Origin of the sequence: Stenotrophomonas sp. (genome assembly GCF_032103445.1) — a bacterium.
Lineage (GTDB): Bacteria > Pseudomonadota > Gammaproteobacteria > Xanthomonadales > Xanthomonadaceae > Stenotrophomonas.
In genome coordinates, this window is the sequence record NZ_DAMDFR010000024.1 from 35,321 (window position 1) to 59,743 (window position 24,423).

The 24,423-nt window shown below is 63.1% G+C and carries 20 protein-coding genes and 3 pseudogenes; 12 read left to right on the forward strand and 11 right to left on the reverse strand.

Features of this window, described 5'->3' with window-relative positions:
• Positions 1-9: 9 nt before the first annotated feature.
• On the reverse strand, positions 10-765 hold the full coding sequence (locus RT551_RS10790; protein ID WP_313458438.1) for a hypothetical protein: 756 nt from the start codon (positions 763-765) through the stop codon (positions 10-12).
• A gap of 208 nt (positions 766-973) precedes the next feature.
• Between RT551_RS10790 and RT551_RS10795 the strand changes: the two are divergent.
• From RT551_RS10795 to RT551_RS10815, 5 genes and pseudogenes are all read left to right on the forward strand, one after another.
• A pseudogene (locus RT551_RS10795) lies at positions 974-1,816 on the forward strand (Na/Pi symporter); the annotation flags it as partial.
• Positions 1,817-2,139: 323 nt separating this feature from the next.
• The gene (locus tag RT551_RS10800) at positions 2,140-3,993 is read left to right on the forward strand and encodes a hypothetical protein (protein ID WP_313458440.1); all 1,854 of its coding nucleotides are present in this window, start codon (positions 2,140-2,142) and stop codon (positions 3,991-3,993) included.
• Between the two features lie 55 nt (positions 3,994-4,048).
• Complete coding sequence (locus RT551_RS10805) at positions 4,049-6,859, forward strand: RHS repeat protein (protein WP_313458443.1); 2,811 nt, start codon at positions 4,049-4,051, stop codon at positions 6,857-6,859.
• A gap of 6 nt (positions 6,860-6,865) precedes the next feature.
• Positions 6,866-7,744: an RHS repeat-associated core domain-containing protein gene (locus RT551_RS10810; protein WP_313458446.1), complete on the forward strand. Its 879-nt coding sequence runs from the start codon at positions 6,866-6,868 to the stop codon at positions 7,742-7,744.
• Entirely contained in the window at positions 7,741-8,178 is a 438-nt protein-coding gene (locus RT551_RS10815) for a hypothetical protein (RefSeq protein WP_313458447.1), read from the forward strand. The genes RT551_RS10810 and RT551_RS10815 overlap by 4 nt, the downstream gene beginning before the upstream one ends.
• A gap of 122 nt (positions 8,179-8,300) precedes the next feature.
• Here the strand turns inward: RT551_RS10815 and RT551_RS10820 are convergent, their stop codons facing one another.
• Positions 8,301-9,308, reverse strand: coding sequence for a LacI family DNA-binding transcriptional regulator (locus tag RT551_RS10820; RefSeq protein ID WP_313458448.1), 1,008 nt, complete (start codon positions 9,306-9,308; stop codon positions 8,301-8,303).
• A 95-nt stretch (positions 9,309-9,403) separates the two neighbouring features.
• Here RT551_RS10820 and RT551_RS10825 point away from each other — a divergent pair, with 95 nt between their 5' ends.
• The 5 genes from RT551_RS10825 to RT551_RS10845 are packed head-to-tail and all read left to right on the forward strand — an operon-like array spanning position 9,404 to position 14,041.
• On the forward strand, positions 9,404-10,456 hold the full coding sequence (locus tag RT551_RS10825) for a sugar phosphate isomerase/epimerase family protein (RefSeq protein ID WP_313458451.1): 1,053 nt from the start codon (positions 9,404-9,406) through the stop codon (positions 10,454-10,456).
• A 27-nt stretch (positions 10,457-10,483) separates the two neighbouring features.
• A complete protein-coding gene (locus tag RT551_RS10830) occupies positions 10,484-11,701 on the forward strand; it encodes a nucleoside permease (RefSeq protein ID WP_313458454.1) in 1,218 nt (405 codons plus the stop codon).
• Positions 11,702-11,713: 12 nt separating this feature from the next.
• A complete protein-coding gene (locus tag RT551_RS10835) occupies positions 11,714-12,838 on the forward strand; it encodes a Gfo/Idh/MocA family oxidoreductase (protein WP_313458457.1) in 1,125 nt (374 codons plus the stop codon).
• 19 nt (positions 12,839-12,857) lie between these two features.
• On the forward strand, positions 12,858-13,724 hold the full coding sequence (locus tag RT551_RS10840; RefSeq protein WP_313458459.1) for a sugar phosphate isomerase/epimerase: 867 nt from the start codon (positions 12,858-12,860) through the stop codon (positions 13,722-13,724).
• Between the two features lie 20 nt (positions 13,725-13,744).
• On the forward strand, positions 13,745-14,041 hold the full coding sequence (locus RT551_RS10845) for a cytochrome c (RefSeq protein ID WP_313458461.1): 297 nt from the start codon (positions 13,745-13,747) through the stop codon (positions 14,039-14,041).
• Positions 14,042-14,124: 83 nt separating this feature from the next.
• On the opposite strand, the gene RT551_RS10850 is transcribed toward RT551_RS10845, so the two are convergent.
• From RT551_RS10850 to RT551_RS10880, 7 genes are all read right to left on the reverse strand, one after another.
• The gene (locus RT551_RS10850) at positions 14,125-14,868 is read right to left on the reverse strand and encodes a DUF1080 domain-containing protein (RefSeq protein WP_313458463.1); all 744 of its coding nucleotides are present in this window, start codon (positions 14,866-14,868) and stop codon (positions 14,125-14,127) included.
• Positions 14,869-14,907: 39 nt separating this feature from the next.
• Positions 14,908-15,489 carry a gluconate 2-dehydrogenase subunit 3 family protein gene (locus RT551_RS10855; RefSeq protein ID WP_313458466.1) on the reverse strand — a complete coding sequence of 194 codons (582 nt, stop codon included), beginning with the start codon at positions 15,487-15,489 and terminating at the stop codon, positions 14,908-14,910.
• Positions 15,489-17,177, reverse strand: a complete 1,689-nt coding sequence (locus tag RT551_RS10860) for a GMC family oxidoreductase (RefSeq protein ID WP_313458468.1) — start codon at positions 17,175-17,177, stop codon at positions 15,489-15,491. Before RT551_RS10860 ends, RT551_RS10855 begins: the two co-directional genes overlap by 1 nt.
• Positions 17,178-17,206: 29 nt before the next feature.
• Entirely contained in the window at positions 17,207-18,103 is an 897-nt protein-coding gene (locus RT551_RS10865; protein WP_313458470.1) for a TIM barrel protein, read from the reverse strand.
• A gap of 372 nt (positions 18,104-18,475) precedes the next feature.
• On the reverse strand, positions 18,476-18,796 hold the full coding sequence (locus RT551_RS10870) for a nucleotidyltransferase domain-containing protein (RefSeq protein ID WP_313458472.1): 321 nt from the start codon (positions 18,794-18,796) through the stop codon (positions 18,476-18,478).
• A 352-nt stretch (positions 18,797-19,148) separates the two neighbouring features.
• Complete coding sequence (locus RT551_RS10875) at positions 19,149-19,313, reverse strand: hypothetical protein (RefSeq protein WP_282295615.1); 165 nt, start codon at positions 19,311-19,313, stop codon at positions 19,149-19,151.
• A 133-nt stretch (positions 19,314-19,446) separates the two neighbouring features.
• A protein-coding gene (locus RT551_RS10880; protein ID WP_149500787.1) for an IS3 family transposase occupies positions 19,447-20,537 on the reverse strand; the annotation gives its coding sequence in 2 pieces (ribosomal slippage) (positions 19,447-20,279 and positions 20,279-20,537; 1,092 coding nt in all).
• A 605-nt stretch (positions 20,538-21,142) separates the two neighbouring features.
• On the opposite strand from RT551_RS10880, the gene RT551_RS10885 reads away from it, so the two are divergent.
• Complete coding sequence (locus RT551_RS10885; protein WP_047290313.1) at positions 21,143-21,586, forward strand: hypothetical protein; 444 nt, start codon at positions 21,143-21,145, stop codon at positions 21,584-21,586.
• A 30-nt stretch (positions 21,587-21,616) separates the two neighbouring features.
• Here the strand turns inward: RT551_RS10885 and RT551_RS10890 are convergent, their stop codons facing one another.
• Both RT551_RS10890 and RT551_RS10895 read right to left on the reverse strand, forming a co-directional pair.
• Positions 21,617-23,362, reverse strand: coding sequence for an alpha/beta-hydrolase family protein (locus tag RT551_RS10890; RefSeq protein ID WP_149500785.1), 1,746 nt, complete (start codon positions 23,360-23,362; stop codon positions 21,617-21,619).
• Between the two features lie 242 nt (positions 23,363-23,604).
• Positions 23,605-24,168: pseudogene (locus RT551_RS10895) on the reverse strand (transposase); the annotation flags it as partial.
• A gap of 70 nt (positions 24,169-24,238) precedes the next feature.
• On the opposite strand from RT551_RS10895, the pseudogene RT551_RS10900 reads away from it, so the two are divergent.
• Positions 24,239-24,423, forward strand: a pseudogene (locus RT551_RS10900) (IS91 family transposase); the annotation flags it as partial.

The following is a 24,423-nucleotide window of genomic DNA, read 5'->3' on the forward strand; positions in this document are numbered from 1 at the left end:
TGCCGATTCCTACTCTCCTGGTTGGAAAGGTCCGAGCTGCACATAAACACTTGACGCATCTGCCATTGCCCCGACCACTGTACCGATCTGGACCTCGACGTCTTCTGGCAGGGACGCGCAGGAAGTCTGCAGCAGACGCGTGCATTCCGCTTCGAAACCCGGATACAAGCGGCGCTGCGATTGCAGCAGCACGGTGATACTGGCCTGATTCGCCCACGCCGGTGGCCCCTTCGCGTACTCAAAGCTGCCCAGTGCAAACAAAGGCGCGTACGGATGGCCGGGAAGCGCAATCGAGATCGTGCCTGCTTCAACCATGCGGATGGCATCCGGACGATGCAACGCCCAGGCTGGGAGCGCGTGGCGTCCGGGCATCGGCGCGACGGTACCGCCGACAGCGTCGGCCAGCAGTGCCACGCCCTGCTCCGGCGATAGTCCGTAGTGCGCAAGCGAATCCGGCTCAAGCGCGCACCACAGCTGCACCACCATTTCGACCGGACCATAGGCGCGCGCAATGCGTGCCGGTGCCGAGGCCGGCAACAGAATGGCGTTGACCATGTGTTCCAGCGCCTCAGGGGTGCGCGAGGGACTGCTCAGGGTCAGAAACACTGTTGCCGCAGCAGAGGTGCTGACCGGCTGCAACGAAGGAGCCGGTGCCCGCTCAGGCTCCTGCACTGATCTGCGCGGCGCGCAGGCAGCCAGCAGCACGGTGCCGGATACCGCCGCCAGCAACAGGCGACGACGGCGTCCATTGTGAGATTTGGACATGATGGGTGACATCCATTTCGATCTGACGGTCTACGCGCCCCACCATAACGCAACAGCGCCCGCGAATGATCTCCAGCACCGGCCGGGGCCTTTCGAATGTCGCAATCGGCACGCTGAGACGTGCCGAAACGCCGTACTTTCAGTCGCAATTGGCAATTCACGACGGCGCTGCGCCACGATCACAAGTCCGCCCTCAGCCCGGTTCCGTATGAGCAGCCTCTCTGCAGTCGTCGCCCTCGTGGCCGCCGTGGTGTTGTTTCTGTATGGACTGCAAGGCTTCACCCTGCAGCTGCGCAGCGGTGGCGAATCAGTGCTGCGCACGTCGTTGCAGCGGCTTACTGCCCATCGCTGGAGCGGCTTCATTGTGGGCGCACTGGCCACCGCCGTGGTGCAATCCAGCAGCGCGGTCACCGCGTTGACCGTGGCACTGGTGGATGCGTCGCTGCTGTCGTTCCGGGCGAGCCTCGCCGTACTGCTGGGGGCCAACGTGGGCACCACCGCCACGGCCTGGCTGGTGTCGTTCAAGCTCGGCGGACTGGGTCCCTTGCTGATCGTGCTGGGCGCACTGGCATCCGCGCTGCCACTGCGGCTGCGCGCGGCGGGCAAGCCTGTGTTCTATCTGGGCCTGATTCTGTTCGCGCTCGACCTGATGGCCGCTCAGGTCCAGCCGCTACGCGACCAACCATGGCTCAGCAACGGACTGTCCGCTGCCACTGCGCCGTGGCTGGGCGTGCTGAGCGGTGTTCTGATCACCGCACTGGTGCAATCCAGCAGTGTGACCACCGGCGTAGCCATCATGCTGGTGCAGCAGGGCGTGCTGCCCGCAGAAGCCGCCATTCCGATGGTGGTCGGGGCCAATGTCGGTTCGACCACCACGGCGTTGATCGTCAGCCTGACCATGGGGGCGGTGGCACGCGCCACTGCGTTGGCAAACCTGCTGTTCAACACCGTGGGCGCCCTGATACTGCTTCCATTCCTGGCACCATTCTCGCGCGCGGTGGTGGCATTCGCCAACGACCCGGGCATGGCCGTGGCGTTGGCTCACCTTCTCTTCAACGTGGGGATTTCAGCGTTGTTCCTGCCGATGCTGGGCCCGCTGTCGAGCCTCGTAGCATCAACTCATATTCCAGCGTCTGCTGCAGCGGCACGTCCACCCGATCAATGAGAGCGAGCAGCAGGTGTACCGCGCTTGCACCGACTCGGACGTGGGATTGACCTTGACCACTGCTGAGGAATGGCTTTGCCCCCGAGACACGCCGGGACAGCGTCGAGCCACTGCATTGCACCATGCTGAATCTGTGACCCACTCCACGTTCCACCGTCCATTTGCCCGCTACCTTCGTGGCCAACAGCAACGCAGGGAATGCGCGACTCATGGACGAATCAGGTGTTGGATGCGGCACGATTGCGAGCCGACGTTTTCTGGCAACCTCGTTGTGGACACTTCTGATTGCGGCCTGCCCGGCGCAGGCACAGCAGGCTCCCTGGGACGACTACTCGGTCCACATCAAGGGCGCAGAGACATTCTCGTCCCTAGGCACCGATCTGTTTGGAGACACCGTCGACCTCTACACGGGCAGACTCTCGTTCTCCGTTACCGACATCGAACTCAAGGGTAATTCGCCTCTACCTGTTGCATTATCACGCCGCTTTGAAATGCGCGATCCCCAGCTGCAAGGTGAAGCGCCGTTTGCGGACTGGACGCTTGATACGCCCCGGGTGAGCGCCGTCCTTGGCCAGGAGTATTGGGGGCCGCTAACACATTCAATGCATGGGTGGGCGAACCAACGATGCTCAGGTCCGCGCGAGCCGGAGCCCATCGACTTGACCTACTTTCCCGGTGACTTCTGGTACGGCATCAATGCAGACATGCCCGGCGGCGGAGAGTTGCTGGAACCGTCGGCAGCCACGGCACGACCCAGCACCGGCGGCCCATATACATGGGTCACAAGCAACTTCAGCTGGTTTTCTTGCCTGCCCAGCATCAAGAATGCCAGCGGCGAAGGCTTCCAGGCAGTCACGCCTGATGGCAACCGCTATTGGTTTGATTGGATGGCGGTGGAGCCGGAAACCCAACTGGAGAAATACGTACCTTGGTATGTCGGTGGGCAGCCGGAGCTCGTGATAGCCACCTCACTCAGTCGCCGGCGCCATTCGCTGTATGCCACCCGTGTCGAGGACCGGTTCGGCAACTGGGTCACTTACACCTACAGTAACGGGCCAGAAGACCGCGTCAGACTGGAACGCATTGAGAGCAATGATGGCCGCAGGATTGACGTCGCAAGCGACGCAGGCGGGCGAATCATCGCAGCCACCGTCAACAATCGGACGTGGACGTACACCTACCTCCCTGGCGTAGGACCGGCAACCGGACTTTCCTCCGTGGAGCTTCCGGACGGCTCAAGGTGGAACCTCGACATGGCGCAGTTCCGCGCCATGTGGCCGCCACTGATGGCATCGGATGCAACATGCAGCTACCCCATGTACGCTCCGGTTGCCGATGCCTCCGAGCCCGCCACGGCGACCATGACACACCCCTCCGGTGCCACCGCCCAATTTTGGGTGGACTATCGCCTGCATGGTCGCAGCAACGTTCCCAAGCGCTGCGTTTCAACCGGGGAAGAACTGATTGGGGTCGATGAAGTTGGCACGTACTCGGATTTCGTCCGGATGTACTGGACCATTAGTCTTGTCAACAAGCAGATCAGCGGTCCAGGCCTGCCAACGCTTGCGTGGACATACAACTACAACAACGCCTTTACAAAGGCACAGCTGCCCTCACTGGCCGCACTTGCGCCGCAGCCTGTGCCCGTCGGCTCCTGGGCCACAGCGCTCTCATCCACCGGCGACCCCGTCTGCGTAGCCGACGACTGCGCAGGAACCGTCTCCACCGATGTGACCGGACCGGGTGAAAGATGGGCGCGCTACACCCATGGAAACAGCCACAGGTACAACGAAGGCAAGCTGCTCAAAGTCGAAGTTGGCGCTACGCCTGGGCAGCCCATCAGAACCGAGCGGTACACATACGAGCTGGCCACGTCCGGCCAGCCATTCCCGACCCCCGTGGGAAAGAGCCTTCAGTATCAAGGCGACAGTATCGCCAATACGTACCCCCGCCCGCTTCGACAGACAACCATCGAGCAGGACGGGAACACCTACATCCAACGCGTCAATGCATTTGATGTGTTTGCAAGACCCGTCGATGTAACAAAGGAACGCGTTCCCTGATGGACCCGCAGCGGCTGCCATGCGCAATCCCCCATTTGAATCCAGGATGGATGTCATGAAGAGCACATGCTTGGCATTTTCCAGTTTGGCCGTAGCGGTAGGCCTCCTGTCTGCCGGCCCAGTGTGCGCGCAGTCCACCAGTCGCCATGAGGTTACCCACTACCAAGATGACTTCGAGAACTGGATCCTCGGGCATGCGGACTCTGTCACGATCAATGGCGTAACTTCGGAGAACCGCACCTTTGACCGCGGACGACTCGTTCAGCTGCGCATTTTTGGACGCTTGGTGCAACAGTTGGAATACCGGGCCGATGGAACCTTGATGATCGCCCGAGATGGCAATGGCAATGCCACCATCCTGGGCGAATGGAAGCGCGGCATTCCGCAGCAGATCGGATATCCCGACGGAACGACAACATCAGCACAGGTTGACGACAACGGAAGAATCGTCGCAGTCACAGACCAGAGTGGATTCACAACCACCTATGGGCATGACGCAATGGGGCGCCTCACCCGAGTAGATTATCCCGCTGACAGTACGACCACCTGGAGTTCGCTGCATTCGCAGTTCGAGCAGGTAGCCGCCGAGGAGATGACGCTCGCACCCGGTCATTGGCGGCAGACCGTCTCCCGTGGCGACGCACGCAGAGTGACCTATTTCGACGCACTCTGGCGGCCAGTTGTGACGCAGGAGTTTGACGCGGCAGATCAATCCACAACGCAGCGCTTCACTCGTCGCGGCTATGACCATGACGGCAGGGAGATCTTCTCGTCCTATCCAAGCAGCAACCCCGCCGCGCCTCTTGGGATTGGCAAAAGCTTCGACGTGCTCGGGCGCGCTACCGGCACCGTGCAGGACAGCGAGCTTGGCGCCCTCGTTACCGTCGTTGATTATCTGCAGACCGGCATCGTGAGAACGACTGATCCGCGGGGACAGGTGACGCTTTCCCGCTTCCAGCAGTTTGGGGAGCCCACCTACGAATATCCCATTTCAATGGAGCTTCCCGAGGGAACTGCGACCCACATCAGCCGTGATGTTTTCGGCAAGACACTCGCCATTGGGCGTTCCAGCAGCGATGGAACGGTGGCGCTGCAGCGCTTCTACGTCTATGACGCATACCAGCTGTTATGCAAGCAGATTGAACCCGAATCGGGCGCAACCGTTACAGAGTACGACGGTGCGGGAAACCTCGTCCGAAGCGCCTCGGGCGTGGATGCACCATCATCCACAGACTGCAATCGCGACGTTGCCGCCGCTTCCGGTCGTGCAATCACCCGCACCTACGACACGCTTGGAAGGCTTAGGACGTTGCTTTTCCCGGACGGCAATGGCGATCAGACATTCGACTACACGCCGGACGGACTGCCACAGACCATCGTCACCGCCAACGACGGGGGAACCACCCACGTCACCAATACGTACGAGTACAATTCGCGCCGCCTCGTCTCCCGGGAACAATTGGATGCCCCCCAAGGCGTCAGTTGGAGCATGGCCTATGCGTACACTCCGAACGGGCACCTGGCCACAGAGCGGTTTCCAGGAGGACTGGAAGTGGACTACGCCCCCAACGCCATGGGCCAGGCGAGTCGCGCCGGCAGTTTCGCCACCAATGTCACCTATCACCCTGACGGCAGCATCAAACAGTTCACGTACGGAAACGGCATCGTTCGCACATTGGAAGTGAATGCACGGGGACTACGCTCGCGGACATTGGACGCCGGCGTACTCGACGTGACAGCGACCTATGACGGTGCTGGCAATCCCATCTCGTTCAGGGACGGCATCCCGGGAACGGGCACCTTCCAGAACGATCGAGACATGCAGTACGACGGGCTGGATCGGCTCGTCCACGTGAACGTGCATGGACGGCTGCAAGAGCGATTCACCTACGATGCGCTGGACAACCGCACCGCTTCCGGGCGCTTGGTTGCTGGCGAATGGAACGATCAAACCTATCTTTACGACGATCACAATCGGCTGACCAATGTTCGCGGCCCCGACGGCGGAACGATTGCAGCGTTCGTCTATGACCCCCAGGGCAACCTCACCCAGCGCAGCGGCGAGACGTTCGAGTTCGACTACGGCAATCGCCTGCGTACGTCGGCAGGTGCGACCTATCGTTATGATGGTTATGGGCGTCGTGTCGCCAGCGAACTCGACAACGGAGAAACGGAGCTGAGCCTGTATGGCCAAGATGGCCGACTGAGATATCAGCGCAGCCTGGCCGACAACACGCAGAGAAACTACATCGCGATCAACGGCATGGCGATAGCGCGGGTGATTGACGATACGAGCGGGGGCGATCCTGAGCCCACGCCGGCACCTTCGGCTGCACCTGTATTGTCCGGGCCGGTTTCCAGCACAGGGCAGATCGACCTGACGTGGACCTCGGTGGCAGGTGCAACCCGGTATCAGCTGGAGGAACATGCCGGACTGGGTTGGAGCGTCGTGCAGTCGACCGCCGCCACCGCGTGGGGCACTACGGGAAAGGCGGTTGGAACTTACGAATATCGAGTGAGTGCCTGCAATGCAACCGGGTGCGGCCCGGCGAGCAGCCCGTTTGTCGTACCCGTTTCCGCCCTGCCTCCGCCACCGCCCCCCGCAAGCGTCACACTCAAAGTGGAGCGCCTGGACTGGGATCAGATATCGGCACTACGCTGGACCGCTTCTGAAGGCGCAACCTCCTACGAACTCAAGATGGTCTTCATCGGCTCGGACCATGAGCAGTTCGAGACGCTGCCGATGACGCTGGTAAGGATATGGAATCACACGCGCGGCGATCCCATCGTGCTTGCTTACTACTACGTTCGGGCGTGCAGCCCATCGGGCTGCTCCAGCTGGGTAATGGCCAATGGTGGAGGCTGAGTCTGCATGAACCGCAAACAACTTCTATCTATTGCATCGGCCTTGCTGGCCTTTTGCCAAACGTCACCGATGCATGCGGCACAGCGAGTGGAGTATCTCCATTCCGACGCGCTTGGATCCGCCGTGGTGGTGACCAACCAGGCAGGCCAGATCATTTCACGTACCGACTATTCTGCGTATGGCGAAGTGCTGGCTGGCTCCACACCGCCTGGGCTTGGTTACGCCGGCCATACGGCTGACCCTCATAGTGGACTCACCTATATGCAGCAGCGGTACTACGACCCGGACACTGGAAGGTTTCTGTCTGTCGATCCGGTGGCGGCCTACAGCGGCCCGGTGGGCCAGTTCAATCGGTATCGCTACGCCAACAGTAATCCGTACCGATTCAGTGACCCAGATGGAAGATACAGCTGTGATGCCTCTATTTGCGGGGCAGTAAAAGGTTACGTAGAGAGGCTACGGGAGTCGAGATCTAATCTTCGCGATCGATCAGAGCAGCGCAAAGTCGATCAAGTATTGAGATACATCGGTACGGAAGGGTCAAAAGGTCCGCACTACAAGCCTGGAAAACTGGAGGGCGACGCTGCTGCGCGTACAGATCAGAGCGGAACGACTACGATTGACACCGAGAAGATGGATAGCTCCGCAACGGGCGCGATGGCGATTGGGCACGAAGCGCGCCATGACCTCGATGCAATGGAGAGAGGCGGGCCGGCGGGTACGAGCGCCGAGGTTCGCGCGACTGAGACCAATGCGTATGAAATGGAAGCGACGATCGGAAAGGGACTTGATATCAAAATCAGCAAGAAGGAACAGGCAAGAGGAGTGGACGGCTCAGTCAAGAACTGGGAGGATCGTCAGAAGACACCGGAGCCAAAGAAATGAAATTGCGAACCGTTCGCCTGGCTGCTCTCTCTGCTGCACTGGTTTTGTCTGGCTGCATACCATCGGCGCATGTCGGTGCAACGAGTCCTAGCGGCAGGGGCATCTCTCTTTGCCAACTTGTCGCGGATCTTGATGCCTATAATGGAACCGATGTTGAAGTCAGGGCCCGCTATGTTTCAGATGGAAGACATGAAGAGGTTCTGGAAGATTCAACCTGTAGCCAGGGAAGACGCATTATCGATATTGGAAGGCGTGGAGACTCAGAGTCCGTCGCAAGGTTCTACGCCGAAAGGAAAAGAATTTGTTCCGATCGCGGTGCCTCATATCTATGCAACACGCTGGCAGAAGTTGATGTAGTTGGCACTGTCAACGTGATGTCTGGAAAGTTTGTTCTAGATATCAAGGAGGTTGGTACGTTTGAGTTTTTCGATTAATGCGAATTAGGGCATTGCTAGAGTTAGCTGATCGCGCCAACATACGCCAAATATTTCAGCGAGATGATGTCATCTTCCATCATCTCGCTCACAGGAGAACCGCGCTCAGCAGGCGTGCCGTTTCACCCAGCGCGCGGAACACCTGTTGATCCGCGCACCATCAGGCTGAAATCCAGCGTCTGCTGCAGCGGCACGTCCACCCGATCAATGAGGGCGAGCAGCAGGTTGACCGCACGGACGCCGATCTCCCGCATGGGCTGCCGGACCGTCGTCAGCGGCGGCGTGAGGTAACGGGACGACGCCAGGTCATCGAAGCCGACAATGGACACGTCATCCGGCACACGGATGCCGAGTTCCCGGCAGGCCGCCATCGCCCCCAGCGCCATCTGGTCGCTGAAACAGAAGATCGCGGTCGGTGCGGGTGCGCCGTCCAGCAATGCACGCGTTGCCGCGTGGCCCGACTCAAGGGAAAAGTCACCCGGTGCAATGCTCAGACTGCGCACACGCTTGCGCGCCTTGGCGACACGTCGCACGCCTTCCAGACGCTGCTGATGCAAAGGGTTGTCCGTTGGCCCGCCAACCACGGCGATCCGCTCATGCCCCAGTCCATACAGGTGCTCCATCACAGCGCCTGCTGCAGCGGCATTGTCGATATGCACACTGGGAATCCCCACGGCAGGGTCGAACTCGCAGCCATTCACCACCGGCGCAGCGTCCCCGAGCTGCTGCACGATCTCGCGCGCCGTCGGCGGCAGCCTGTGCCCCAGCACGATCAGGCCGTCAGCCTCGTTGCGCCGGAGCATCTGCGCGTAGCGCTCTTCGCGCTCGGGCAGATGCTGGGTATCCCCCAGCAGCACCGCGTAGCCCACCGCCTGGGCGGCGTCCTCCGCGCCCTGCAGGATCTGGGCGAAGAATGGGTTGGCGATGTCCGGCACGGTAACCAGGATCTTGCCGCTGCGTTGGGTCTTGAGGTTCCTGGCCACCGTGTTGGGCACGTAGCCCAGCGCGGCGACCGCCTGCTCGATGCGCGCGCGCGTGGCCGGCAGCACCTTGTCTGGCCGGGAGAGCGCCCGCGACACAGTGCCCGCCGAGACGCCCACGTGCTTTGCAATGTCGTAGATGGTGGCCATGCGGTCAGTTCGTCGGCCCGCTGTGCAGTGCACAACAGGTCTTGCGGAAGGCGCTGCTAGGATAATGCAATCGATTGCATCGAGGGCGAAACACGTTGAAGACGCTCAAGGGCCCGGCCCTGTTCCTGGCACAGTTCATCGGCGACACAGCTCCTTTTGATCGGCTCGACACGCTGGCCGGATGGGCCGCGGGGCTGGGCTATTCTGGCGTACAAGTGCCGACCAGCGCCCCTCACCTGTTCGATCTGGCCGAAGCAGCACGCAGCCAGACGTACTGCGACGACATCGCCGGCATGCTGGCCGGGCATGGCGTGCAGATCACCGAACTGTCCACCCACCTGCAGGGCCAGCTGGTCGCGGTGCATCCCGCCTATGACAGTCTGTTCGACGGATTTGCGCCGGAAGACAAGCGTGGCGATCCAGCGGCGCGTCAGGCCTGGGCAGTGGAGCAGCTGAAACTGGCTGCCAAGGCCAGCCAGCGCCTCGGCCTGACCGCACACGCGACTTTCTCCGGCGCGTTGGCCTGGCCCTACTTCTATCCCTGGCCGCAACGCCCGCCCGGTCTGGTGGACGAAGCCTTCGCCGAGCTGGGGCGGCGCTGGCGGCCGATTCTGGACACGTTCGATGAGTGCGGCGTGGACCTCTGCTTCGAGATCCACCCGGGCGAGGACCTGCATGACGGTGCCACCTTCGAGCGCTTCCTCGAGGTGGTCGATCACCATCCCCGCGCCAAGATTCTGTACGACCCCAGCCATCTGCTGCTGCAGCAGATGGACTATCTGGGCTTCATCGACCGCTATCACGCGCGCATCGGCATTTTCCACGTCAAGGACGCGGAGTATCGCCCCAGCGCGCGCAGTGGCGTCTATGGCGGCTACCAGGACTGGATTGATCGTCCCGGGCGATTCCGTTCGCTGGGCGACGGCCAGATCGACTTCAAGGCGATCTTCTCGAAGTTCGCGCAGTACGACTTCCCGGGCTGGGCAGTGCTGGAGTGGGAGTGCTGCCTGAAGCATCCAGAAGACGGCGCGCGCGAGGGTGCTGCGTTCATCCGTGACCATCTCATCCGGGTCACCGAACGCGCCTTCGACGACTTCGCCGACAGCGGCACTGACCGTGAATCACTGCGCCACATGCTGGGAATCTGAGCCATTACCGCCCTGGGAGGGGTAGCCATGACGCACACCATGTCGCGCTTGGGCGCGATGATGTTTCTGCAGTTCTTCATCTGGGGAGCCTGGTTCGTCACCCTGGGTACGTATCTGGTGCAGGGGCCCCTCCAGGCCAGTGCCAGTCAGGTGGCCACGGCGTTTCTGAGCCAGTCTATCGGTGCGATCGTGGCCCCGTTCCTGGTCGGCCTGATTGCGGATCGCTACTTCGCTGCACAGCGCATTCTCGGGGTGCTGCACCTGGCCGGTGCCGTGCTGATGTGGTTTGCATCCACGGCGACGGATTTCAAGACGTTCTTCGCCTGTGTCATGGGCTACATGCTGCTGTTCATGCCGACGCTGGCGCTGGCCAACAGCGTGGCGATGCGGCATATGCAGTCGCCGGAGAAGCAGTTCCCGCTGGTGCGGGTGGCCGGCAGCGTCGGCTGGATCGTGGCCGGCGTGCTGATCGGCTGGCTGGGCTGGGAGCAGGCGCATCGGCTGGAGCTGACCTTCCAGATGGCCGCGCTGGCGTCGCTGCTGCTGGGCCTGTATGCGTTCTCGCTGCCGCACACCCCGCCGCTGGCGCAGCAGCGCGATGCCGGGCTGGGCAAGATTCTCGGGCTGGACTCGCTGCGGCTGCTGAAGTCGCGCTCGTACCTGGTGTTCTTCCTGGCCTCCATCGCCATCTGCATTCCGCTGGCGTTCTACTACAACTTCACCAATCCGTATCTCAACGACCTGGGCGTGCGCGGCGCGGCTGGCCTGCAGTCGCTGGGTCAGGTCTCTGAAGTGCTGCTGATGCTGGCAATGCCCTTCCTGTTCGTGCGGCTGGGCGTGAAAACCATGCTTGCCGTCGGCATGGCCGCGTGGGTGGTGCGCTATGTGATGTTTGCCTATGGCGATGCCGGCAGCGCGTTCTCCCTGCTGGTGATCGGCATCGTGCTGCACGGCATCTGCTACGACTTCTTCTTCGTCACCGGGCAGATCTACACCGACGCGCACGCCGGTCCGGATGCGCGCAGCAGTGCGCAGGGCTTCATCACCCTGGCCACGTATGGCGTCGGCATGTTGATCGGCACCTTCCTGTCCGGCGCGGTGGTCGAGCACTACACCACCGCCGCCGGTCCGGACTGGGAAAAGATATGGCTGTTCCCGGCCGGCGTCGCGCTGCTGGTGCTGATCGCCTTCCTGCTGTTGTTCCGCGACCGCCCGGTCGTGGCCGCCACCTCCACCACCCCCTGAGGACGCAACCCGATGCCCAAGCTTGGAATCGCCATCATCGGCACCGGCATGATCGGTGCGGTGCATCGCCGCGCCGCGCTGCTGACCGGAGCGGAGGTGCGCGGCGTGGTCGCCTCCTCGCCGGAGCGCGCGCGCGAGGTGGCGCAGGCGTGGAATGTGCCGCACGGTTATCGCGATATCGAGGAAGTGATCGCCGATCCGCAGGTCCAGGTTGTGCACGTGTGCACGCCCAATCACCTGCACCGCGCGATGGCCCAGGCCGCGCTGGAAGCGGGCAAGCATGTGATCTGCGAGAAGCCGCTGGCCACCACCCTCGACGACGCCCAGGCATTGGCCGCGCTGGCCCGCTCGACCGGGTTGGTGGCCACCGTACCCTTCGTCTACCGCTACCACCCGGTGGTCCGCGAAGCCCGTGCGCGTATCGCGCAGGGCGAGCTGGGCCCACTGCATCTGATTCACGGCAGCTACCTGCAGGACTGGTTGCTGGACCCTGCCAGTAACAACTGGCGGGTGGACCCCGCATTGGGCGGCACCTCGCGCGTGTTCGCCGACATCGGTTCGCACTGGTGCGACCTGGTGGAATGGGTCGGCGGCGAGCGCTTCGTCGACGTCAGCGCGGCGTTCGCCACGGTGATTGCCGAGCGCGGTGCCATTTCCGGGCAGAGTTTCACCGCCCCTGCCGCGGGCGGCGCGAAACAGGCGGTCGCCAGCGAGGACGTCGCCGCCGCCATGTTCAAAACCGGCGCCGGCACGCTGGCCTCGCTGACTGTCAGCCAGGTCTCGGCCGGACGCCACAACCGGCTCTGGTTCGAGATCGATGGGGCCAAGGCCAGTGTGGCCTTCAACCAGGAAGACGCCGAGCGCCTGTGGATCGGGCACCCCGACCAGCGCGAGGAGACCTTCGTGCGCGGGCCGGGCGCAGGCAGTGCCGAGCAACGCCGGCTGGCGGTGTTCCCGCCGGGTCACGCGCAGGGCTACGGGACCTGCTTCGAGGCGTTCGTAGCCGATACGTATCGCGCCATTGAAGGCGAACGGCCCGAGGGCCTGCCCACCTTTGAAGACGGCGCGCGTTCGGCGCTGATTGTTGATCGTGTCATCGCCTCGGCCGGGTCTCGTGCCTGGACCGCCATCAGCTGAATTCCTGCAGGAGTGCTTGATGAAGACCCGTACACGCCGGACCACCACCCTCGCGCTGCTGTTGCTTGCCGCCCTGCCCGTTTTCGCCGCCGACGTCACCAGCGCGCAGAAACCCATCGCGGTGCAGATGTACACGCTGCGCAATGCCGGCTCGCTCGACCAGCAGTTGAAGATCGTCCACGATGCCGGCGTGCATGCGGTGGAGACCGTGGGCACGCAGAACGTCAGCGCCGCTGAACTCAAGCAGTTGCTGGACCGCTATTCGATCAAGGCCATTTCATCGCATACGCAACTGGCCGACCTGCGTAAGGACCTCGACGGCGCAATCGCCTTCAACCGCGCGATCGGCAATACCACCCTGGTCGTGCCGTATCTGAACGAGAATGACCGCCCGAAGGATGCGGCCGGATGGACCGCGCTGGGCAAGGAACTCGGCCAGCTCGCCGCAAAGGTGAAGGCCCAGGGCATGCACCTGGCCTACCACAACCACGACTTCGAGCTGGTCGACTATGACGGCAAAACTGGGCTGGAACTGCTGTTCGCCGCGGCCGGGCCTGACCTGCAGACCGAGCTGGACCTGGCCTGGGTGGCACGCGCGGGCTATGACCCGGCGGTGATGCTGAAGAAGTTCAACGGTCGCATGTTCGCCGTGCACGCCAAGGACAACGCTCCCAAGGGGCAGAACAAGGACGAAGGCGGATTCGCTGCCGTTGGCCAGGGCGTGCTCGACTGGAGCGTGATCCTGCCGGCCGCAGCGGATGCCAGGGTGCAGTGGTATATCGTCGAGCATGACCAGCCGCGTGACCCGGCCACCATCATCAACACCGGGGCCGAGTACCTGCGTGAACACCTGACCACCACCCTGCCCGCCCGCGCAAAGCGCTAGCAAGCGAAGGAGTTTGTGTTGTGAAAGTGATTCTGATGTCTGCTGTAGCGCTGTGTGGCTCGATGTTGGCACCGGCTGCTTGGTCCAAGGAGGATCCGGCGGCGGGGCAGAAGCTATATAGCGTGCACTGCGTGGCTTGCCATGGGGCGAATCGGGCGGGCGTGCCGCCGACGTTTCCTGCGCTTACGGATGTTGCCAAGCGGCTGGATGCGGCGCAGATCAAGGACAAGATCAAGAAGGGCGGTGGGTTGATGCCGCCGTTTGCGCAGCTTTCCGAGCAGGAAGTCAGCGATATCGCCAGCTATCTGGCGAAGTAGTCTTCTGGCACCGCGAAGCCACGCAGGGCGTGGCTCTACGGGTGATCAGCAATTGGGTGAGATCGTTGTCCGGGTTGGCAGGGTTAGAGCTTGCGGAGCCAGATGTTGCGGTAGCTGACCTTGGAGGCGTGTTCCTGCAGGTACAGGGGCGCGCAGTCGTGAGGAGCGTACGAGGGGGCACCAATGTACTCGGTCTTGCCGGACACCACGGTGTCGTTCTGTACCAGCACGCCGTTGTGCAGCACGGTGATGCGCGCCGGTGAGATCAGGCCGCCGCCCGGCGAGAAGCGCGGGGCCTTCCAGATGACGTCGTAGGTCTGCCACTCGCCCGGAGCGCGCGAGGCATTCGCCAGGGGCATGGCCTGCTTGTAGATCGACCCGGCTTGGCCGTTGGCATAGGTGGGATTCTTGTAACTGTCGAGCACCTGCAGCTCGTAGAGCTCCTGCAGGAAGATGCCGCTGTTGCCCCGGTCCTGGCCTTCAAAGCCCTTCGTTTCCGTTGGGCTGCGCCACTCGACGTGCAACTGGATGTCGCAGAACTTCTCGCGGGTGCGGATGCCCTTGCTGCCGGGCACCACGGTCATCGCGCCATCGGCCACTGTCCAGGGCACGCGACCGCCCTGCTCCGCCTCCCACGCGGACGTGTCCTTGCCATCAAACAGCACAATCGCGTCAGACGGCGCACCGCCCGGGGGCGTGGCCACGATGGCAGGTTCGGGCGTCCAGGCTTCGGTCGTCGCTGGATCGCGCGCGGGGTCGCCTTTGGTCGCAGCCAAAGCAGGGGCGGCCGCCAGCAGGCAGGCCGCCATCAGAAAGGGTCGGGTCATGGTGTTCCTGATCGAGTCAATGGACGAATCGGGTACCGCTCAGCTGGTTCCCCATGCAGGCGTGCCGGCCACATATGCCAGATCGCCGTCGTAGCGGCCCGGCACGGCGACGTACTGCAGCACTTCGGTCGCACCGATCTTCGAGGTGAAGAAGCCGAAGATGGTCAGCTGTTTTAGCATGGTGAAGTAGTGCGCCTTCGCTTCCGCCGATTCCGCATTGCGTGGACCGGCGTTGGCGGCGTTGGCGGCGTGCTTCTTCGCGTCCGCATCCACGGCGCGCAGTAACTCAGTGCGGGCCTGCGGGGTGAGCGAGACAAACCGCCCGCCTGCCCGTTTGTCGATGTCGGCCAGCCCAGCGCGGAACGTCGCCTGCTGCTGGGCGGTGTAGCAGTCGGCCACGAAGGTCGCCATGAAGGCACCGATGCCGGTGTCCTTGGCCCCGGGCGTCTTGGTCCGCGGCAGGATGGTGTCGGCGATCTCGTCCATCAGGGCGATGTCGGCGGCCGAGAACGCGGCCTTTGTACCCGCCGCCGGACCCTGTCCGCTGGCCAGCGCCGGCAGACCGATCATGGCCGCACCGGTGGCGGCGACGATCATTTTCAGAAGTTCGCGACGGTCCATTACAGGTTCCCCGCTTTCAGTTCGCGCACCGCGTGATCGGCGGCGCGGGCGGTCAACGCCATGTAGGTCAGTGACGGATTCACGCAGGCACTGGAGGTCATGCACGCCCCGTCGGTCACGTAGACATTTGGCGCATCCCAGACCTGGTTGTGCTGGTTCAGGACGGAGCTCTTGCGATCACGCCCCATGCGTGCGGTGCCCATCTCGTGAATGCCCTTGCCCGGCGCGTAGTCGTTGTCGAACGTCTGCACGTCCTTTACCCCAGCGGCCTCCAGCATCTCGGCGGCATCGGTGGCCATGTCCTTGCGCATCGCCAGCTCGTTTGATCGCATCGAGACATCCATCGCCAGCACCGGCAGGCCCCATTTGTCCTTCTTGTCCTTGTCCAGGCGGATGGTGTTGTCGTGGTGCGGCAGCATTTCACCGAAGCCGGTCATGCCGATGCGCCAATCGCCCGGCACGGTCAGCGCTTCCTTCAGGTCGGCACCGATGTTCATCTCGGCGATCTCGCGCGACCAGCCGTTGCGGCTGGCACCGCCCTGGTAACCGAAGCCACGTCGATAGCCACGTTTGTCATCCGCGGTGACGTTGCGGAAGCGCGGAACATAGAACCCGCAGGGGCGACGGCCAAAGTAGTACTTGTCGTCGTAGCCTTCGACGCGACCGGAGGCACCGGCCCCGAAGTGATGGTCCATCACGTTGTGGCCCAGCTCACCGGACGAAGACCCCAACCCGCCTTCCCAGACATCGGTGGCCGAGTTCATCAGCATCCAGGTCGAGTTGAACGACGAGGCATTGAGGAAAATGACCTTGGCGGTGTACTGGTAGGTCTCGCCGGTTTCGGCGTCGATGACTTCCACGCCGCGTGCGCGCTTGCGGTCCTTGTCGTACAGCACTTCCTTGACGATGGAGAACGGCCGCAGGGTCAGGTTGCCGGTCTTCATCGCCGCCGGCAGCGTTGCCGCCTGGGTCGAGAAGTAGGCCCCGAAGGGGCAGCCGAGGATGCACTTGTTGCGGTACTGGCAGTTGACCCGCCCCTGCTCCGGCATCGGCTGGGTGATGTTGGCGGTGCGCGAGTGAATCATGTGCCGGGTGCCGCCAAAGGCTTTCTTGATCCGCGCGGCCACGTCTTTCTCGACGATGTTCAACGGGATCGGCGGCAGGAACTCGCCATCGGGCAGCACGTCCAGCCCTTCGCGGGTACCGGCGATGCCGGCGAACTTCTCAACGTAGTCATACCACGGCGAGATGTCGGCGTAACGGATCGGCCAGTCGGTGGCGATGCCGTCCTTCTTGTTCGCCTCGAAGTCCAGATCGGAGAAGCGATAGCTCTGCCGGCCCCACAACAGCGAGCGGCCACCGACGTGATAGCCGCGGAACCAGTCGAAGCGCTTGGTCTCGATGTAGGGCGAGTCTTTTTCATCGGCCCACATGCCTTCAAGGTTCTCGACCAGGCCGTAGTCGCGCATCAGCACCGGGAAGTCGGCCTTCATCGCCTGGGTGGGGCGATTACGGTGCGGGAAGTCCCACGCCTCCTTCATCGCATTGACGTAATCCTTGACGTGCTCGATGTTGCGGCCACGTTCAAGCATCAACACTTTGAGACCTTTTTCGGTCAGTTCCTTTGCCGCCCAACCGCCACTGATTCCCGAGCCAACAACGATGGCGTCGTAATGATTGTCTGCCATGGGTCTACTTCACCTGGGTGGATATCATTTCAAACATCGCAGAGGCGGATTGCCTCGCGCAGCGAACCGACGGGATCGGGTGCCGTAGGAATGAATTCCTGCGCCAGATACCCATCGAAACCGGTGTCGCGGATTGCGCGACAGATGGCGGGATAGTTGAGCTCCTGCTGGTCGCCGATCTCATGTCGGCCCGGCACGCCCGCCGTGTGGTAGTGCTTGAAGCAGGCATGGTGCCTGCCGATGGTGGCGATGATGTCGCCCTCCATGATCTGCATGTGGTAGATGTCGTACAGCAGACCGAAGTTGTTCGAGCCGAGCCGCTGGCACAGCTCCACGCCCCACGCGGAGTGGTCGCACAGATAGTCGGGGTGGTCGACGCGGGAGTTCAGCAGCTCCATTACTAACACCACGCCGCGCTTCTCGGCATGGCCGAGGATGCGCTTCAGGCCGGCTTCGGCATTGGCCAAGCCTTGCTGGGGATCCATGCCGTTGCGGTTGCCGGAGAAGCAGATCAGGTTCCGGTAACCGGCATCGGCCACCAGATCAATGTGCCGCGTATAGCGCTCAACCAGCTGGTCGTGGAACTCGCGGCCGGCGAAGCCCTTGGTCAGCCCCAGCTCCGCGCCGTTGCACATCGAGCTGTCCACGCCGTGCGCGTTCAGGGTGGGCCAGTCTTCCGGCCCGACCAGATCGATGGCAGCGAAGCCGATGCCCTTGACCGTCTGGCAGAGCTCGGCAACGGACAGCTTCGGGAAGGTCCAGCGGGCGACCGAGTGCTTCAGGTTGCCCTTCAATGGGGCATCGGCCGCAGACGCGGGCAGCACTCTGGCAGCGGCAAGGCCTATACCTCCGGCGACCGCCATGCGCAGCGCCTCGCGCCGCGTGAACCCAGGTGTCGCTGTTGGCCCGCTCGAATCAATGGACATTCGCCCACCGGCCTCCCAACCGGTATCAAACGCAACGATTCACTGCAATGCAATCGATTGCACCATACGGCACTAAATCGATCCAATGAAAGACGCAGCGCACAAAAATGCATGGGGGGCACCATGCCTCGGCCTCGGAATGCATCCCCCTCGTAGAGCCACGCCCTGCGTGGCTGCGCCGCCAGCCACCTCAGATCGGAAATTGCTCGCTTTCGTACTCCGTGACCCGTATCAGCAACGCTTCGAACGCGTTGCCTTCATCGCTTCCTAGCTCTGGCGGATCATCGAACCAGACCGACAGCCGCCGCATCGCCTGGTTGTAATCATCGACGGTCCTAATAGGCACGCTGCCCCCTGGTTGTAGCGCTGTCGTCAGCCTGGTCTTCCAGCAGCTGACGGATTGCCAGCAAGTTTTCCAACGTCATCCATGTCCCCTACGACGAGAAGCTTGGGCTTGGAGAGCAACTCGCGTGCAAACGTGTCGCCCGCCTGCAGCCTTCTCAAGAATTCTTCTCGAGCGTACAAGACCGGATTGATGTCGCGCCGCAGAAGTTCCTGGACCGGATGGACAGCCCGCGCCAGATCAGCGAATCCCGTGGCCCCGAGTACCAGCAGATCAATGTCGCTGCCAGACACTTCTGCGCCGCCTGCCACCGAGCAGAAGATCAGGGCATGATGTTGCTCATCAGGCAACAATCGTTGCCTGATGAGCAACACCCTGCAAGCTGTTACGTCTCACCCCAACTGGCAGCACCGGAAGTTCGGCAGCCATGAAGCAAAAAACCCCGGAGTGCACAGGGCAATCCGGGGCTTCGTCAGAAGACAGCTTCCGTTACAGCGATCAGAACGGTTGTGAACCCACAGATCGCAGCGCTCTCAACGCGAAACCATCGCAAGTTCCTGTATCTAAAGGCTTTTTCTTGATCATTGAAACTCGCATTTATACATTGAGAGAGGTTTTTGTTGTAAAAGACGGATTTCGAGCCGAAAGCGACCGCCTTTTTCTACATAGGTAGCAATCCTAGCAGCGCGCAGAGGCAAGCGCTTACTTACCGCTTCGGGCACCACCTTTGGCGTGCTGGTCAAGGAACTTGCCCATCGCAACCTTTTTCTTCAGCACGTCGGCCGGGATCTCGAGCCCCTCTCGTCGCGCAATGGCAACCGCGTACTGGATCTGCGCCTGGGACGGTGGCCTCAAGTCATAGTCCAAGTACATGTCAACGACCGGACCGACAGCCTGCGCAACCCGATTGGCGAGTCGCTGAAGCTTGACCGGATCCGCTCTCGAACACTGCTCCCGACGTCCCCCCGCTTTCAGTAGCGGAGCTGTTTGGAGCCCGGCTTTATCGTAGCGGTTTCACCGCCAGCTGTTGGGCATAGGCGGCAGGCGTTAGCCCGCCGAGCGATTTCTTCGGCCGCTCTTCGTTGTACTCCCGCCGCCAGCGCTCGATCTCGGTGCGCGCGTGCAGCAGTGTCGGGAACCAGTGTTCGTTGAGGCATTCGTCGCGCAGGCGTCCGTTGAACGATTCAACGTAAGCGTTCTGATTCGGCTTGCCCGGCTGGATCAGACGCAGCGACACGCCACGTTCGTGCGCCCAGGCCACCATTGCCTTGCCGCAGAATTCCTTGCCGTTATCGGTCCGGATCACCTTCGGCAGGCCACGGCTGAGTGCCAGGCGGTCCAGCACGCGGCTGACGCCGTGGCCCGAAATCGCACGCTCGACCTCGATTGCCACCGCCTCGTGGCTGGCGTCATCCACAATCACCAGACACTTGATGACACGGCCGTCGGCTGTGCGATCGAAGATAAAGTCCATCGACCACACCTCGTTGGCCGCAACCGGACGAATCAGTGGTTGCCGTTCGCCCAGGGGCACCTTCTTGCGCTTGCGCCGCCGCACCTGCAGTTTCGCCTGCTGATACAGCCGCTCGACGCGCTTGTAGTTCACGACCTGGCCGCCTTGCCGCAGCTTGAGGTAGATCATGCCCACCCCGTAGCGCTTGTGCCGATGCGCCAAGGCCTGGATCTGCGCCCGCAGTTCTACATTGCGGTCCGGACGAGGCGTGTAGCGCAGTGCGCTGGCACTCATGCCGACCACGCGCAGAGCGCGCCGCTCGCTGAGTCCTTTTCTTGCCATGTAGCGCACCTGCTCGCGTCGGGCGGGTGCGCTCACCATTTTTTTCGCAGCACGTCCTTGATCACCTCGTTCTCGAGGACCTGCTCGGCCAACAGCTTCTTCAACCGCGCGTTCTCGGTCTCCAGTTCCTTCAGGCGCTTGGCCTCCGACACATTCATGCCGCCGAACTTGCTGCGCCACAGGTAGTACGACGCCTCGCTGAAGCCGTGCCGACGGCACAGCTCCTTGACCGGCAGCCCGGCCTCGGCCTCACGCAAGAAGCCGATGATCTGCTCTTCGCTGAAACGCTTTTTCACGTCCAATCTCCTTCTCGTTGGGGATTGGACTCCAAAGCAGCTTGCTACTCAATTGAGGGGGGGCGTCGCTCCTGAAGCGACTCCAGCAGACCAGCTTCCAGCGGAAGCTCGAGCATCACACCGCGTTCTGGGTCCAGCAACATTAGAGGCATAGTCACCGCCTGTTTTAGATAGGCGTCCCATAAGGGACTGGCGCTAAAGGTAGCATGCTGAGGGCGGAGCAAAGCTGAGCCAGCACGCGCTGAAGGACTTGCTGCCGCTAAAAGCTCCCTCAGGCTCAGCGGCCTGGCGATCGCTTCAGCTACCTAGGGATTCGGTGAGAAATGGCTACGCACTGAGCCGCTGCGCGGCCCCGCGATGTCGAAAACCCACGCATGAACCCCCGATCTGTGCCCGATCTGTGCCCAAAGCGGCGCTTGCGCGGCCGCTTCCTACCCGCCAGACTCGCAAAAAAGGGCGGTTGAACTTCCTATACCCGCTTCCGCATCGCCGGCCGGCTGAACTACGCCGACACCGACGACCATCGCGACCGCCTGGCGAACGCGCGCTTCATCGAAGGCAACGCCGGCTTCGCCTGGCGGCCGTGGGATAGCGCGCGCTGGGAAATGTTCGGCCGCTACACCTACCTGTACGACCTCTCCAGCCTGGGCCAGCGCGAGCAGGACTACGACCAGAAAACCCAGGTGCTGTCGGTGGAAGGCGTCTACCGCCACGACCAGCATTGGGAAGTGGCCGGCAAGCTCGCCCGGCGCGAGGGCGAGGTGCGCTACGGACGCGGCAGCGGGCCGTGGTTCGACTCGGCCACCGACTTCGCCGCGCTACAGCTGCGCTACGAGGTGGTCTACGCCTGGCACGCGCTGGCCGAATACCGCTGGCTGGACGTGCAGGCCGGCGGCACGCGGCAGGGCTGGCTGGTCGGACTGGACCGCGACATCGGCAAGAACTTCCGCATCGGCGCCGGCTACAACTTCACCGAGTTCAGCGACGACCTGACCGACTTCGACTACGACCACGAGGGCTGGTTCCTCAACATGGTCGGGATGTACTGAGGGTGCCGGTCCACGCAAGACCGTCGACGTTCAGCCGTCCACGGTCTCCTCGCCGCCATCCTTGGACAGCTCTTCGGCCCGGCGCTCATCCAGGTGGCGCTGCAGGCGGGCCACGTCTTCGGGCGACCAGTCGTCGATGCCGGTGACTTCCAGCCAGGCGTTGATGTAGTGCGATGGCGCGTAGACGTGGCCGAAACCCATTGGTGCGCTCATCGACAGCGAAGTATCCATTGCCATCTGCATCATCGTCACGACCGGATACCAGCGCATCGCCGGGGATACGTCCGGCGGGCGCGGGGCATCGAGCAGTTCCGGTTCGCGGAACAAGCCGTGACGGTCGAAGAACGTCACCGCGTCGCTGCCGTACTGCAGGTAGACCACGCGCATCGGGCCCCACGGCGTGCCGGGCGGGGTGGAGCTGCCGTCCTGGTTCATGAAGCGGACGAACGAGCCGTCCTGGAACTGCGGCAGCCACACCGGCGAACCGGGATTGCGCGAGCGGGTCAGCCCGGCCCACTTGCTGGCGGCGAACGGAGGTCCGCTCCAGACCGCGCCATCGAATGGTTCGCCGAGCAGCTCGAACATCTCGAACGAGCGTTCCGAATTGAGCGCGCCCAGGCTCAGGCCGTGCAGGTACAGCTTCGGCCGCCGCTCGGGCGGCAGCGTGCGCCAGTAGCCGTAGACCTCGCGGAACAGTGCGCGCGCGGTGACCCCGCCTGTGTCCGGATCCAGGAACAGCGTCAGCGGACTGGACAGGTACGAGTACTGCACCGCGACGCTGGCCACATCGCCGCGGTAGAGATATTCGATGCCGTCGATGCCGGACGGGTCGACCCAACCGGTGCCGGTCGGAGTGATGATGATCAGCGCCTTGCGCTCGAAGCCGCCGACGCGCTTGAGTTCTTCCAGCGCCAGCTGGGCGCGCTCTTCGGGCGTGTCGCCGGTGGGCAGGCCCGCGTACACGCGCAGCGGCGCCTTGGCGCCGGGACCGGCGTAGGCGGCGAGTTCGTCGGCGGTGGGGCGGGCATCGACGTAGCGCCGGCCCATGCGCCCGAGCTGGTTCCAGGCCACTAGCGACTGCGCGCTGCCGGGGCTGTCCCATTCGGTCGGCGGCGGCATGTCGGGCGGGATCAGTGCATCGGCCTGGCGATAGGAGGCGTCCAGGGTGTCCAGCAACGAGGACAGGATCACGCCGTTGACCAGGCCCACCAGCAGCAGCACGCCGGCGATCGCACCGACCACGTGCGCGATCCGTCGCGGCACCTTGTGGGTGACCAGGCGCATCACCGCCTTGATGATCATCAGCGCGATGCGGCCCAGCACGACCAGCAGCAGCGCCACGACCGCCGCACCCGCGAGTACGCCCAGGATGCGCGATGGACCGGCGGGAGCCAGGTGCATCAGTTCGCGGACGATGTTTTCCCAATGCTGGCTGCGCCAAAGCGCGAGCGCGGCGATGACCGCGCAGGCGACGACCGCGATACGGCGGCGACGCGGCTGTCCCGCCGGCCCGGGGAGCGGCAGCTCCAGGTATCCCCACAGCCAGCGCAGCAGCACGCCCAGGCCGTAGCCGGCGGCCAGGCACATGCCCGACAGCACCGCCTGCGCGACCGTGATCCGTGGCGTGAGGCTGGGCGTGAGCGAGGCGGCGAAGAACAACGTCCCCAGCACGAGCCCGGTATTGCCAAGGCGCGCCAGCAGCGAACGCCGGAGCCGGGTGAACCAGCCATCGGATGTAGTACCGGAAGCGAGTGCAGCGTCGTCGTCCTGTCGCATCAAGTATCCCCTGCGAGTGGTCCCCTTGGGCCAATATGCCGGCCACGGATAGGCGTTTTAACCGCATGAGGCCAAGTATCGCACCGCGGAAGCGCCATCAAGCCGGCTGAGACACTCGATTTTCCCGCCCAGGTGTCAGGTTCACCACCAGGGTTTGGCGTTCAGGAGAGTGATTTGCGGCGCTCGGCGTGTACCGGGCGCAGAGCCAGTTCGCGGCAAGTCAAAATCGCCGCTTTGTTCATTCACCAACTGATGCGCTGATCGACCTCAAAGTCCGGTGCCGGTTGCGCCGCTAGGTCCCAGTCTGCTGGCTCGGTTTGCGCCCCGTCATCCATCTGCGCATCACTACAGTCATCCCACAGCGGTGGCCCGCGCGCCGGGGAGATGCGGGGTGGCTCTGAATCTGCCCCGATGTGGTCCAGGATGTGCCGGATGTCAGCGCTGTGCGTAATGAACGCGATGATGCGCATATGCCCGCCACACAGCGGACACAAGAGGGGGAACACCTCGTAGATGCGGGCGATCAGCACCGCCCACAGGTAGTGCGCTGCACGCTTGGGCAGCACCGGCTCGCTCTGGGATGGCAGCGCGCTGCTCATCGGTACCACACCAGGCGCGCACTCCCCCGTGCTGATCGACGCGCCCAGCACGGGAGCGGCTCGCGCCGGTGTCGCCAGCGCCGTCACCGCAGCCCTGAGCGGCGAGTTGGGTGCCAACACGCCAAAATAGCGGTGCCGGTGGGTGCGTGGCGGGGGAACCAGCGCGGCAATGCGGTCGATCAGCTCCAGCGGTGTGAGGTGCAGCTCATAAAGGCCGATATGAACCGGCCGGGGCGGGCGCAAGCCTGAGCAGCCATTCCCTGCACCGGAGTGTTTCGTGCCGCGCCTCGCCGCGACCGTGTCGCAGCTGCAGGATGCCGTGGCGCACGCAACGTCGCCGGCAGCGCATCTGCCCACGGCTCGCTATGCGCCTCACCGTCCCGAGCGCACGCTGCTGTATTCGCTGGTGCAGGCGCATTGGCCGGACTTTCTCGCGCGCCGTGAGGTAGAAGACCGCCCGCT

Excerpts from the sequence above, each read along its gene's own strand:
- RT551_RS10790 (WP_313458438.1), bottom strand. The coding sequence starts at position 765 with ATGTCCAAATCTCACAATGGACGCCGTCGTCGCCTGTTGCTGGCGGCG.
- RT551_RS10800 (WP_313458440.1), top strand. The coding sequence starts at position 2,140 with ATGGACGAATCAGGTGTTGGATGCGGCACGATTGCGAGCCGACGTTTT.
- RT551_RS10805 (WP_313458443.1), top strand. The coding sequence starts at position 4,049 with ATGAAGAGCACATGCTTGGCATTTTCCAGTTTGGCCGTAGCGGTAGGC.
- RT551_RS10810 (WP_313458446.1), top strand. The coding sequence starts at position 6,866 with ATGAACCGCAAACAACTTCTATCTATTGCATCGGCCTTGCTGGCCTTT.
- RT551_RS10815 (WP_313458447.1), top strand. The coding sequence starts at position 7,741 with ATGAAATTGCGAACCGTTCGCCTGGCTGCTCTCTCTGCTGCACTGGTT.
- RT551_RS10820 (WP_313458448.1), bottom strand. The coding sequence starts at position 9,308 with ATGGCCACCATCTACGACATTGCAAAGCACGTGGGCGTCTCGGCGGGC.
- RT551_RS10830 (WP_313458454.1), top strand. The coding sequence starts at position 10,484 with ATGACGCACACCATGTCGCGCTTGGGCGCGATGATGTTTCTGCAGTTC.
- RT551_RS10835 (WP_313458457.1), top strand. The coding sequence starts at position 11,714 with ATGCCCAAGCTTGGAATCGCCATCATCGGCACCGGCATGATCGGTGCG.
- RT551_RS10840 (WP_313458459.1), top strand. The coding sequence starts at position 12,858 with ATGAAGACCCGTACACGCCGGACCACCACCCTCGCGCTGCTGTTGCTT.
- RT551_RS10850 (WP_313458463.1), bottom strand. The coding sequence starts at position 14,868 with ATGACCCGACCCTTTCTGATGGCGGCCTGCCTGCTGGCGGCCGCCCCT.
- RT551_RS10855 (WP_313458466.1), bottom strand. The coding sequence starts at position 15,489 with ATGGACCGTCGCGAACTTCTGAAAATGATCGTCGCCGCCACCGGTGCG.
- RT551_RS10860 (WP_313458468.1), bottom strand. The coding sequence starts at position 17,177 with ATGGCAGACAATCATTACGACGCCATCGTTGTTGGCTCGGGAATCAGT.
- RT551_RS10865 (WP_313458470.1), bottom strand. The coding sequence starts at position 18,103 with ATGTCCATTGATTCGAGCGGGCCAACAGCGACACCTGGGTTCACGCGG.
- RT551_RS10885 (WP_047290313.1), top strand. The coding sequence starts at position 21,143 with ATGTTCGGCCGCTACACCTACCTGTACGACCTCTCCAGCCTGGGCCAG.
- RT551_RS10890 (WP_149500785.1), bottom strand. The coding sequence starts at position 23,362 with ATGCGACAGGACGACGACGCTGCACTCGCTTCCGGTACTACATCCGAT.